General features: G+C 47.5%; 11 protein-coding genes. All 11 read right to left on the bottom strand.

Going from position 1 to position 12,987, the window contains the following annotated elements:
• On the bottom strand, positions 1-195 hold a 195-nt coding region (locus tag EDI29_RS22900), incomplete at its 3' end, for a hypothetical protein (protein ID WP_206664360.1).
• A gap of 15 nt (positions 196-210) precedes the next feature.
• Entirely contained in the window at positions 211-2,085 is a 1,875-nt protein-coding gene (locus EDI29_RS09625; protein ID WP_137740720.1) for a heparinase II/III domain-containing protein, read from the bottom strand.
• A 601-nt stretch (positions 2,086-2,686) separates the two neighbouring features.
• A complete protein-coding gene (gene manA, locus EDI29_RS09630) occupies positions 2,687-3,868 on the bottom strand; it encodes a mannose-6-phosphate isomerase (RefSeq protein ID WP_137740721.1) in 1,182 nt (393 codons plus the stop codon).
• Between the two features lie 60 nt (positions 3,869-3,928).
• A complete protein-coding gene (locus EDI29_RS09635; RefSeq protein ID WP_137740722.1) occupies positions 3,929-4,753 on the bottom strand; it encodes a Cof-type HAD-IIB family hydrolase in 825 nt (274 codons plus the stop codon).
• A gap of 109 nt (positions 4,754-4,862) precedes the next feature.
• On the bottom strand, positions 4,863-5,720 hold the full coding sequence (locus EDI29_RS09640) for a PTS system mannose/fructose/sorbose family transporter subunit IID (protein WP_137740723.1): 858 nt from the start codon (positions 5,718-5,720) through the stop codon (positions 4,863-4,865).
• Positions 5,713-6,516, bottom strand: a complete 804-nt coding sequence (locus EDI29_RS09645) for a PTS mannose/fructose/sorbose/N-acetylgalactosamine transporter subunit IIC (RefSeq protein WP_137740724.1) — start codon at positions 6,514-6,516, stop codon at positions 5,713-5,715. Before EDI29_RS09645 ends, EDI29_RS09640 begins: the two co-directional genes overlap by 8 nt.
• A gap of 11 nt (positions 6,517-6,527) precedes the next feature.
• Positions 6,528-7,022: a PTS sugar transporter subunit IIB gene (locus EDI29_RS09650; protein ID WP_137740725.1), complete on the bottom strand. Its 495-nt coding sequence runs from the start codon at positions 7,020-7,022 to the stop codon at positions 6,528-6,530.
• 23 nt (positions 7,023-7,045) lie between these two features.
• On the bottom strand, positions 7,046-8,221 hold the full coding sequence (locus EDI29_RS09655) for a glycoside hydrolase family 88 protein (RefSeq protein WP_137740726.1): 1,176 nt from the start codon (positions 8,219-8,221) through the stop codon (positions 7,046-7,048).
• The gene (locus tag EDI29_RS09660; protein ID WP_137740727.1) at positions 8,218-8,700 is read right to left on the bottom strand and encodes a PTS sugar transporter subunit IIA; all 483 of its coding nucleotides are present in this window, start codon (positions 8,698-8,700) and stop codon (positions 8,218-8,220) included. The genes EDI29_RS09655 and EDI29_RS09660 overlap by 4 nt, the downstream gene beginning before the upstream one ends.
• A gap of 232 nt (positions 8,701-8,932) precedes the next feature.
• Positions 8,933-9,898 carry a hydroxyacid dehydrogenase gene (locus EDI29_RS09665; RefSeq protein ID WP_137740728.1) on the bottom strand — a complete coding sequence of 322 codons (966 nt, stop codon included), beginning with the start codon at positions 9,896-9,898 and terminating at the stop codon, positions 8,933-8,935.
• Positions 9,899-10,277: 379 nt separating this feature from the next.
• A complete protein-coding gene (locus tag EDI29_RS09670; protein WP_137740729.1) occupies positions 10,278-12,890 on the bottom strand; it encodes a sigma 54-interacting transcriptional regulator in 2,613 nt (870 codons plus the stop codon).
• Positions 12,891-12,987: the final 97 nt, after the last annotated feature.

The following is a 12,987-nucleotide window of genomic DNA, read 5'->3' on the forward strand; positions in this document are numbered from 1 at the left end:
TTTACTACCGGTACGGTACTGCGTTCTTGCATTAAACTGTGCTGTCGAAAAAGGAACGTATTTATATTCTTTCTCCTGCTTAGTCTCTTTTTCCTGATCTTCAGAACCTTTTTTTATTGTAACGTCATTCGCTAATACTGAAGATGTGAATATAACCGTACTCGTCAAAACTAATGCGTTAAGATATTTTTTCATAACAATCCCCAAAAGTTATTTTTCAACAATTACATCAATTTTATAATTAGCATTATCAGCAATAACCTTTTGTATGGTCAGCATAGAGGTTCCCGCATTATCTTTTTGCCGACTATCCGCAGGTTTCGTTGAGACAATGCTAAATTCAGCCTCCGCATCATTTTTTATCACTTTGATTGTTTTACCATCCTTCTTTAGTAAAGCCGTATTGCCATTAATATTAATTTCAGCCGTTGTTACCATAGCCCAACGATAATTTATTTCTCTGTAGGCACCTTGTATCGAATCACTCATTGTTATCTTTTGACCATCCAGTCGATAATTTCTGGTTATTTTTTTCGCCACATCAGGATAAGCCTGAGTTAAATCTACCGTTACCGTAGATTTTTTCTCATCCCAGTTTAATGTTGCCACGCCTTTAGGGTCCTGGTTTTTACCATCGAAGGTGATCGTATTGTGGCTTAGTGCGGAAACGCGGTAATAAGATGGACGAACGTCATTATCAAAATAGCCAGGAAGATTATAATAATCTTTCCCTAAATCATTGGCCCAACGAATACCATCATATTCCAAAACAAAAGAGCCAAGGTCTTGATGGGCATGATTCGCTTTATTGTCACCAGATTTAATGCCTAACCAGACATTTCCCCCATCTGAAAATCGCTTTTTATAAATAAAAAGTGCTGATGGTCCATGAAACAAAAAATTATCTTGTGTCGTTACACGACTGACACTAACCGCTTGCGGATACCACAGCGCAAATAACGGCAGAAAGCGATCGAATTCTCCCCACGCTTTCCCTGCCGCCGATCGCGCCAGCGCTTCCTGCATTTGTCCTCTGGCAGCATTAATAATGAGATCTTGTTTATAGCGATTGCCAAACCATGCGTAAGCCGGGGTATAGCCCTGATCTTCTACCGCATCACCATAGTTAAAACCCTCACCCGAGAAACCTTCTATAGCAAAACGATACCAAGGCGTTCTTTCCAGAACGGCGTCAGACGATAAACCATAATCCTGACCAAATGCACTTCGCAGCATTTCCTGCGCAATAATGCGATACGTCATACCGTAGCTCCAGTAAATAGGGCCTTCCGCACTCGCACCATCCGGCTTGTAAGCATCCAGCCCCATTTTTAGCGAGGGTATAATATTGTTCAGCAGCGTTTGTGCCTGCTGCGGATAATGCTCGCCTGTCGCAAGGATTGCGGCGAGCACCCCACCATTACAGACTTCATTCCAATTGGTTGCCCACCAAGGGAATCCCAAACTTGAGGCAGAAGGATCGTTTTCGGCATATGCCTTTAATCCCCAGTTAATGCCTTTCTCAAGCAATGCTTCCCTGACTTTCTTTTCTTCTTCGGGAGAGAGTTGGTCATAAAGCCAGTCGTAGCCAATCGCGGCGGCAAACATCATTTCGCCCGCATCAAGAAAACGCGATTTCGCATTCCAGTCTGGGAAATCAGATACTGCAATCAGCGTTGTCTTCGCTTTTTGTGCAAAACGTGCATCGCCAGTTATTTTCCAGGCGAATGCATTATCTAAAATAATCTTGATGGCTTTTCGTGAAGTATCCAGTAACGATGGGGAAGCATCATGCCCTTTCAGTTTGTACTCGATGATCGGCTGATTAATACTAATTTCAGCCCTTCTTACGACTTCATTGACCAGATTTTTCATGCTGTCATCAGTTTTAACTTGCTCCCTGATTTTTCTTATCTCTCCTTCATTTAACAACAACCGGGGATGGCTTTTATTTATTTCTTTAACGACATTATCTTGGGTAAAAAAATTGACGGCATGAAACTCATGAGCCTCAGGGACGGAAGCCAAAGCTGAATTAAAAATAAACAAAGATGAGATGACGATAGCCAGTGATGTTCTATTCATAATGTTAATACCTTTTTTATCTCGTGAGCAATTAGATAGCAATACGTATGCCAAGAAAATAAATCAATTAAAATTCAATAGATTGCAGCCATGTGTTTAAGTTTATTTTTTTATTAATTAGTGTTTAATAAAAAATAAGACGCTAAATATTATATAGATCACATTACGCAAAGGAGACAATGTAAAACCGCCCTATAGGCGTTCTGTTTTCAATAGCAAACCGACTAGAAATTTTGAATAATTAGAATTCCAGGAAGGCGGTAACCACAGTAAACCTCCGGAAATTTACGCGAGTCCGTAGCAGAAGTAAAAAACCTGTCGAAACTGGCGCGGAACACAGCGTGCTGGATGAAATAAGGCGGGAATAACTACCAGTAAATAATAGGCGATATTGACATGCTTAATGGGAAATGTGGCTCAATAAAAAATTGATGATAAGTTGCCATCGCGTAGAGTTCGTTGATATTAGACAGTAAGATTACTGTGTAAAAAGGCAACCACACTACATAATTCTGGCTTAAGGGCAAACGTACCATTTAGGCAATGTTCTGCCCCCCCCCCCGAATACTGTGACCCGCTCAGTAAACAAAGCGGGTCACATTCACATCGGATACAGATTGAAGACACGCGCCAAACGCCCACATCCCTGAGCCACCACCTGCGCGTGATTGGCAGGGATAAAACAGGATTCGCCCGGTTCCAGCTTAAGCCTTTGGCCGTCGCTCTGTAGTTGCGCCGCACCTTCAATACAAAAAACAATCGCGGCACTATTCTGTTTAATGCACTGAGGTTCATCACTAAGGTGATGTACAGAAAAAGCGAAATCATCAACGGGAATAGGGAAATTCAGCGTATGATCGGTGAGTTTCGGTATCGTCAATAATCGATCGGCAGGGGAAGACTCGAAGCGAACATTTGCGATGAGTTCGGACGTATCAATATGCTTAGGCGTCAACCCGGCTCGAAGTACATTATCCGAATTGGCCATCACCTCTAACGCCACGCCGTTCAGATAAGCATGGGGCGTTTCCGCATACAAAAACATCGCCTCACCCGGTTTTAGCGTTATCACATTCAGCAGTAAAGGCGAAAAGAGGCCATTATCTGACGGGTAGGCATGTGCAATAGTGCGGATCGTCTCCCAGGGTTCACCGGTTAGCTCGGCCAGCGCTTTCCGCAGCCTCTCCAGCGCCTGCGTTTTCCTTTCCCCCGTCATATCCAATAGCGCGGTAAACAGACGAGCCAGACCGACAGTATCAGGCTGCTGCAAGAACGCTGCGATAGCCGGGTGAGCATCGCGAACAGGCTGTACCAATGCAGCGATCTCCGATAGCGGTCTGAAACCATTGATGGCGCTAAACGGCGTCAATGCAAAGACCAATTCAGGTTTATGGTTGGCATCTTTATAGTTTCGTTCCGCAGCATAAAGCGGGATACCAGCCGCGTTTTCCCGGGCAAAGCCCTGCTCCGCCGCCGTTTTACCAGGATGCACCTGAATGGAAAGCGGCTGTTCCGCACACAGCACTTTGAACAGGAAAGGCAGTTCACCAAAGCGGTGCGCGATCTGATGGCCTAAGCGGCCAGATAAATCCTGAGCAAGCCAGTCATGCAGGCTAACGACATCATTATTTTCATCCACAATCTGGGAACTGCTTTTAGGGTGCGCGCCCATCCAAAGCTCGGCCATCGGGAGCTGGTCTTTATTGTCGATACAGTACAACGCGGTGAGCGCACTTTTACTGCCCCATGCATAATGCTGAATGGGGTTACACATTTTTTTCATATTGACGCCTTTTGATGGAACAGGTGTTTCCGTAGGAAAGCGTGATGAGCGAGCGCACTCTCAACGTGCGCTTGCGTTTGGCAGAACATAACGTTGCAGCGCAATAGCCACACCTTCCTGGTCATTGTTGGTCGTTACCCAATCCGCAATCGCTTTAATCTTTGGCACCGCATTACCCATCGCGATCCCCGTTCCGGCGAACGCTAACATCTCTCTATCGTTTTCCTCATCGCCTATCGCCAGAATCGCCTCTGGAGAAATTGCGAGATGGGCAGCCAATGCCTGACAGGCCGCCCCTTTGTTAACGCCGCGCTGCATGACTTCAAAATAGTTGGGTTCGCTGCGCACGAAATAATAGCGGCGGGAAAGAGAGGGGGAGATGCGCTCGGTCAGGGTATCAATCGTGGTTCGCCCCTCAATAAACATCATTTTTGGCGTCTGTCGCCGCGAATGGCTTTCCCAGCCTGAGGGCAGGCTGACTACCGGCATACGGCAATACCGCAAGGCCCCCGCATCGGGTAGAACAGGCCTGCTGGCGACCAACTGTTGCCCCTCAATTTGGTAACATTCCAGATTCAGACTGCGGCCAAACTGTGTCAACGCCAGAATGTCGTCATGCTCCAGAACACAGGCGCTAATCATGACGGATTTTTCCTGGCTCCAGATCAACGCCCCATTGCAGGCGATAGCCCAGCAGCGAGGGCCAATTAATGCTAACTGCTCCATGACTTGCAATACGCTGGGCAGCGTCCGTCCAGAAACCAGCGCCACGTGGATGCCCATCTCCAGAGCCTCTTGCAATATTCTGCATGTCGCTGGCGTCACTGCTTTTTGTGACGTCAGCAACGTGCCATCCAGATCGATAGCCAGCAATTTAAATCCCATTGCCCTTCCTGCTCATTATCGTTCCTGAAGCAAACGAAAGCGTCATATATCAACGCTCCCGCTCCACCAGAGAATAAGACACACCTCCCTCGAATGAGGGAGGCGAGATTTAGATGATGCCAACGCCCGCCGCAGCGAAGCCTAAAACAATCAACAGAATAAGCACCCGATTAGGACTGACTTTCTTCTGGAGCAGCTTGAAACACCCCAATACCAGCAGCAGCGGAATGAGGCCGACGCATATCTTGTCGAGGATCTCCTGCAAGACAAAAGGCTGTCCGGCGATGGTAGTGTTATAGGTCGCGGTAAACTTCACCATACTGGCACTCATCGCGCCGACCATCATCAGGCCCATAATCGACGAGGCTTTGGTAATACATCCCAACAGACCTGACTGGGTCGCCTCCGCAATGTATTTCGACCCCAGTCGATACCCCATCACCCCGCCATAGTAGCGAACCAGATAGCTTGGAATGTTGTAGACCAGCAAGAAGAGCAGAGGGCCGAGCGGGTTCCCCTGAGAAGCGAGCCCGATAGCAATCCCGGTAGCGATGATACGCAACACACCGTAGAAGAAAGAGTCTCCCACCCCCGCAAACGGCCCCATCAGGGCAACTTTGATACCGTTAATACTGGATTTATCAAAGTCAGGATTACTGGCGTTCTCTTTCTCCATCGACAGCGTCAACCCCATAATGAAGGGTGCCAAATGCTGATTGGTGTTAAAGAACTGGCTGTTACGCTTCAACGCATCAAGATAGCGATGCGGGTCTGGGTAAATCTTTTTCAGCATCGGCGCTAGCGCCCAGCCGTAGCTCAGTCCTTCCATGCGCGTGAAGTTCATTGACCCCAACAATTGAAACTGTCGGAAGAATAGCTGGCGAAACAGTTTTTTCTCGCTCTTGTCATCGTTATATGCGCTGACATGCTTGGTGTCGCTGACAGAGTTTGTTTGGATATCAGTCATTAAAGAACCCATCCTTATCGTCTACAGAAGCCGTAGGAGTAGCGGCAGTATTCTGTTTGTTGGCTTTGAGCTGGTTGAACTCGTTAAAACACAGGTAAACAGCGACAGAAGCGGCAATAATCGCGATCCCCATAATCGGCAGCTTTAAGTAGGCCGCCATGGCAAACCCGATAAAGAAGAACGCGGCAATATTACGGTTCCACAGAGCCTGAAGCAGAATGGCAAAGCCCAGAGCGGGAAGCATGCCGCCCACCGCAGTCATACCGCGCATGACAGTACTGGGGATACTTTCCACCAGACTACGGATGACATCTGTGCCATACAGCACGCCAAAGAACGCGATCACCGCAAACGGTACACCGTAAAACAGGGTCATCCCCAGCGTCATACCGAGCGCTGCGCGATCCTTACCTTTTTCAAGCAAAGCGTCATATTTCTCGACCAAACCGGTATAAACCAGCTTCTCAACCTGATAGACAAAAACCGCCAGCAAGCTAATCGGTAATGCCAGCGCCACGGCGACGGCAGGCTCTGCGTTCGTTAAAATGGTAAACGCGGTAGCCAGAACCGAACCGACCGCCAAGTCGGCAGGCACCGAACCGCCGATGGTGATGGTGCCAAGGAAAATGAGTTCCAGCGCGGCACCAATAATAATCCCTTGCTGGAAGTCGCCCAGAACGAACCCGACCATTGCGCCACACACCAGCGGGCGTTCAATCAGTGGCTGCCCCAGCGTATGGTCGGCAAATTTGGCGATATACATCACCAACGCAATAAGAAGTGCTGTTGTTAACATGATGACCTCGCTTAATGAGCGCTATCCAGCATCTCAATCAGGTTTTTTATCGGGTGTGAAGGTAAGACCTGATACTCCACCGCCACGCCACGTTCGGCTATCGCATGAAAATCAGCTACGTCTTCCGGGGTGACATAAACGGTATCGCTGATTCTCTTTTTTGCCGCCAGGTTGTCGGTAATACGCCCATAGTTCGCAACGTTTAACGTTTTTATCGCAGGAACCTGTTCAATCAGGCGTCGGGCATCGGCGACGTTATTAATGATGATCAGAATTTTCATGCTGTCGGAGCGGACGTCATTTAGTACATCAACAGCATCGGCTACCGTCATAATGGCGCATTTAGCCGTATCCGGGGCGGCCATGCGTAGCGACATCTTTTGGACGTCGTTATTCACAATCTGATCGTTCGCAACCAGAATGCGATTCACACCGAGGTGTTTTGTCCAGACCACGGCGACCTGCCCGTGAATCAGACGATCGTCAATACGAATAAGCGAAATCATGGTGTTACTCCTGTTATTAGAATTTACCAGTAGGGGGTCCAGATTCGGGTAAGGCGAATCAGGGCTTCGAACCAAAAGTAATCGCCCCAAAGATTGGGCTCGTTAATCCCCATGTTGCGGCCAAAGTTATAAACACCTTCGCGCAGCAACCCGTCTGAGTGACGCGCAAAATAGTGCTGGCGCAAATTCTGCGCGATCAGCGTGATGGCATGGTGATAGGCGGGACGCAGCGGATCGGTAATCGGCAACTGCTTGAGCAGTTCCGCCATCCCGCATACCGCAATGGCGGACGCAGAGGTGTCACGAAATGCGTTATCCTGCGGCGTGAAGATGAGATCCCAATAGCAGACGTAATCTTCCGGCAGCCGATTGAGAAAGTAGTGAGTCAGCTTGCGGGACAGCTCAGGCAGCTCAACATCACCGGTATAGTTAAAGCCCAACGCAAAGCCATAAATCCCCCAAGCCTGGCCGCGAGCCCAGCAGGAATCATCGCTAAATCCCTGATGGGTATCGCCACGCAGCGGGCGGCCAGTGTGGATATCCATATAAAACGTATGGAACGTTGAGGCATCGTTTCTGACCAAATGGCGCGCCGCCAACGCGAGGTGGCGCTGTGCGGCCTGCCGATAGTGAGCCTTTCCCGTTTCGTTAGCGGCCCAAAACAAGAGAGGGACATTCAGGTTGCAATCAATAATCATGCGCCCTTGACGTGCCGGATCGCTGAGATCGCCCCATGCCTGAATCACTCCCGCAGTTTCGTTATAGCGCTGATAAAGCAGTTCAGCAGCACGTAGCGCAAGTGAACGAGCACGTTCATTGCCGGTGAGACGCCAGGCATTCACGCAGGACAACAGATACAAGAATCCTAAATCGTGGGTATCGACCTTGATTCTGTTATCCAGACGCGTTTCAAAGCTATCCAGCAACCCTTCCGCCACCTGACGATACTTATCATCTCCAGTAACCTCCCAGGCCAACCACAACATGCCGGTCCAGAATCCTTCCGTCCAATCGACCTTCTCAACCGCCGGATAGCGACCCTCGCTGGCACTGGCAGCAGGAAACGTGTGGCTAAAGCGCGGCAACATCTCGTCCAGCCTTTTTAAAACATCCTGAATGGCATCGTTGAGCCATACCTGAGAAAGGGGGGGCTGATATGCCTCGTAACGTGTATCTAATGACTCAAGAATGATCGTCATTGCGATAGCTCCGTAGTAAAGAAATCGTCGGAGCCATCCTGCTCAGAGGTAAAATTCGCTTCGCGTGCCGCCTGAAGCGCGGGGACGGTATTCATGTACTGCATACCTTCTGTCGCCATCGTGATGGCCTCGTGTACTCGCGCCGCAGTATCACTGCTTTCAGACAGGCAAAACGCCATCAGCATGATTAGATTGGCACCGCTAATCACGTGCATATGTGGATATTTCACCATCAATTGCACCGCGGTATTATTGACGCTACCTCCCTGCATATCGGTAAAAATAACCAGCTCATTGCCACGCCGCGCCGATTCCTGCGCAATCTCAATAAAACGTTCAGCCAGTTCAGCAGTAGAACCAATATCGCCGCAATAGGCGCAAATAGGTTGAATCGCATGATCTTCGCCAATCAGTAAATTCAGGGCCGATACCGTCCCTTCGGCGTATCGGCCATGGCTGGCGATATAAATTTCTCGCATAACGCGTTCCTTAATTTATTTACAGCAACTGACGGCATTAATGCACTTAGCATGCCATCTCTATATTTATTTGTTTTTATTGAGTTTTATTATCTCTATTAGACGCTAAAAATACTGTCCAGATCGATATAACGCGATGTGTCGAAACGCGGTGCCAGCGTATTTATGCCAGCACAGCATCATCCACAAAAAATTAAGAAACGAGAAAACAGAGAAATGAAAAATTCGCATTTCACGCCTTTCCCGTAATTTCATCATTCAGCGGCACACCATTTATCCAGCGTTGGAATTCTTCGACTACGCAGTCTGCCAGTCGCCGTGTTTCATTATTGAGTGCGCCGGCAATATGGCTGGTCAGTAACACATTCGGCATGTCATAAAGCGGTGAGCCCGGCAATGGCGGTTCGGGTTTCGTCACATCCAACAGTGCCGTTAAATCTGTACGTTCGCTGAATACGTCAATGAGATCTTTTTCATTAACCTGTAATCCCCGTCCTGTGTTAATGAATACCGCACCGGGGCGCATAAGCCGGAACAGATCGCCATTCAGCACGCCAATATTATCGGGGCGGTTAGGAAGGTGATTACTGACAACAAAGGATGTGCTAAATGCCGCTTCCAAAGAGATATCCCGTCTTTCCTGCCGTGAAGGGATAGTCACTACCTCCAACGCAAAAGGCGCCAGTAATTCAGTGAGCACCTGGGATATGGCTCCGGCACCAATCAACGCGATGCGCTCACCGTAAATGCCCGGAGCAGGATAATCAGCTGTAATAGAATGAAAATCTTCAGGCCGATTATAGTTACGCAGATTATGGAAATAGCCTTTACATGCCAAAAGGATTTGTGCGAGGCAGAATTCCGCGACAGGAACAGCATTGGCCTTCCAGGCGCTGACTATTTTTATTCCCCGAGCAATAAAAGGGGCGGAGAAATAGTCCGTTGCTCCTGCGGCATAAAAAATAATTTTCAACTTCGGTAATTGGTCTAGTTGCGCCTCACTTAACGTTAACATTCCCCAAGTGGAAAAAATGACCTCCACATTTTTTAGTGCAGGTAATTCTTGCTCAAACGTCGCAGGGGTAATCACGTTGGGATGTAAATGACACAATGATGATAATTTTTCCCTAACTGACGAAGTGTATATCTGATCAAATTTTTCGGGCTGACAGGTGAAACCTGCGGCGTAATACGACATAACCTATCCCCACTGGAGTGATGAAAAGAAGACGGTTTTGCTAATACTGGTCACTTAAGCCTGTTATTAGGGGAAACACAGAGGGAGGTTCCCGCAGGGACACCTCGCCCTGTGGTCGCTCCGTGTATCTCGATGCTTAAACGATCGGCATTAGACGGTTTGGCTTCTTCTTTGTTATTGCGGCAACGTCCGCATCAAAGCTGCTTGATGACGATCGCTGACGCGCTTCTTGCTTAAACAAGAAAGCAATAACTATGCCGTCGAATTATCTACCTGTTTTTATTTGGTTTTATTCGTTTATTAGACGCTGAAAAAGACTGTCTAGTGTGGCATCTCACCGAGTGTCGAAAGGCAGTGTGGGCTGATTAGCCAACACCGATCATGACAGCGCTGGGTCTGAAGAAATCCAGGGCTCCATGATTTCATAAATCATCAGCACTTCTGTCAATGGAATGGCAATATGGTATTTACGGTTCAGTACCTGAAAAAATGTATCGTGAACCTCGACAAACGCCTGCTGTTCAGACGTTAGTGCGGAGTCATCGCGGTGACACATGCCGGTATTGACCATAACCCGTTCAATCATCAGTGCAATGTGCATAAAAAGATTAATGCGTAAATAGCTTTCAAAATGAATTTTGTAGAAGAATTCATACTGCTTAATCACGGCTTCCACTTCATCAATAATAATCACCGGATTAAGGAAATTAAGACGCCCGGCAACGCCTTCTACCGTAAATAACTTAACCACTTCATCAATCATCGGCTCCATTCCACCGGAAACAAGCAGATCGGTAAAATAGTCCCGATGCAAGATGTCGAATTTCTCTTTTATTAATTGCTCAACGCTAATAATCGGGATATACCCTGCATCAAGCGCAGTCGTGGTAATCACGAGCCGTGTGCCATTTAATGCCGGATCGGCCTGTGACAGCTTATATTTCAAATCATCATATTCCATTGTGACGATATCTATTGTGTCAGAAGCCAGATAGCGTAATACAATATCTCTCAGCTTTCTGGATATCCCCTCACCAGATATGCATGAAATGATAATTTTATTGCCGGGAAGCATCCCCGCGTAATACCTTGTCTCGACCTCATAGGCACCTTTCACGCCATCGATTATCTCTTCCATTGATAATCGATGCTGAATCTTAGACGCAATATCTAATGCCATTGCCGTACTGACATTATTAATGACTAATAACTCACCATGAAGATGCAATTTTATCTCTTCATAGATTTCTTTCAGCGATCCCATATCGACCAATATAATCAACCCCGCACGCTGTTTGATGCTATCCAGGTGAGCAATCAACATATCAATGATCTCTCGTGTCGAGGTCGAATTGGGCATATCAAACGCTTTAAAGTAGTATCCCCCCGTTAGTTGGTTTGCAATCCCTGCAATACTGGAAGCGGTGGAGCGACCGTGGGAAACAATAACGCCCTGAATCAAATCATCATCGCCGGATAATTTGTTCATGGCACAGCTCAGCAGCGGCATCAGCAAAGGATAATCGGTATTTGTCACCTGTTTTTTCAGCAAGGACATACATTCAAGTGCCAACAGCCTGGCTTTTGCCGAAACGTAATCGGTAATGGACGTAAGTTCATTGATGTGTTGCTCTTCACAGGCATTATTCATGGCGTAATGCAGGCAGAGCCAAACCGTTTTTCGATAGTCTGCATTACATTCGATACCCGTTTGATTTTCCAACTCATTAATGGCTCGCATCGTGTTTTGCCAGATATAGCCGCTGTAGAGTTCATCTTTCTGAACGGTGCAGTTAAGCGTGGTGAGCAACTGTTCGAGCTTGCGATTTAACAGTAGGGTATTACCGCTATGGCAAAACTCTTTGAATATCACGTCATCCCGCATCGCTTTTGGCAATAACGATGAAATATCGAGAGAAGTTGAAGGTTTCCGCACGGAGAACACCAGCGTATCGCCATTCACTTTACCGGGCTGGAGGGACGGTAATGCAATATATTCTGAATGCTGGCTTTCACTCCATGCACTGGCACACATCACTCTGATTTGGTTTTTCAATTCGCCAATATTGCCTCGGATAGGAGAAGCCACCAACTGGTGCATCAACAGGCTATCCATATGAATATCACGATTCAGATCGCGCGCCTCGCGACGTAAAAAATACTCGACTTGGGCAACGCGCTCTGTGAGTGGCCGGGAAATAAAATTGGGTAACGCAATACGAACGGGAATACGCCGGCGAAAAGTATTCAACAACACGGTATCGACATTTTCCGTCGTAGCAAAAATAAAACGGATAGCGGCCAAGTGGCGAGTGCGGTTATCTCCCAGACGATAGAAGTAACCTTTATCCATAAATAAAAAGAGTTTTTCCTGATTTTCCGCCGATAAGCGATGTACTTCATCAAGAAACAGAAAACTGCCGTCAGCATCATCAAAGGCACCTTTTTGATCCCGATCGGCCCCGGTAAATGCCCCTTTGATATAGCCAAACAGCGTTGCAGACAGCAGTTCAGGATTATTGGCATAATCGGCACAGTTCAGCTCGACCAGTGGCTTATCCAAGGCAACAATGCCGCGATCCTGCGCATAGCGATGAATCATCGCCGCCAGGTGGCTTTTCCCGACGCCACTTTCTCCAGAGAGCAATATCGGTAGCCCCCGGCCAGGATAATTTACCGCAGAACGGCAAGAAGAGATGGCTTTCTGCAAACTTCCTGTAGCGCCAATGAGTTCGCTAAAAATATCATCATGCTTGAGCGGTATAGCCGTATCTGGCGGGGTTTGCGGGCGGGTATCAATATAAAAACGGACAGGGCGAGTATTCTTCTTATGGAGTTTGCCCTCATCACACAGGCGATTAAGGTAATGACTGATAACGCTACGGCTTACCTGAATAAAACCGGCACAATCCAGCGCCGTGAATCCATGGGTATTGCTGGCATAGTGCGTGGTGATGTTTTGGAATAATTTATCTTTCGCGGACAAAGCCATGAGCGGATTCCACCGTGGTGAGCAGGATAGTGTCCGTTAATTTTTAGACACTAGACACTAATAATTAATTAAACACTAATAACTATCTGCTCTATAA

The organism is Pectobacterium polonicum (genome assembly GCF_005497185.1).
In the GTDB taxonomy this organism is placed as follows: Bacteria; Pseudomonadota; Gammaproteobacteria; order Enterobacterales; family Enterobacteriaceae; genus Pectobacterium; species Pectobacterium polonicum.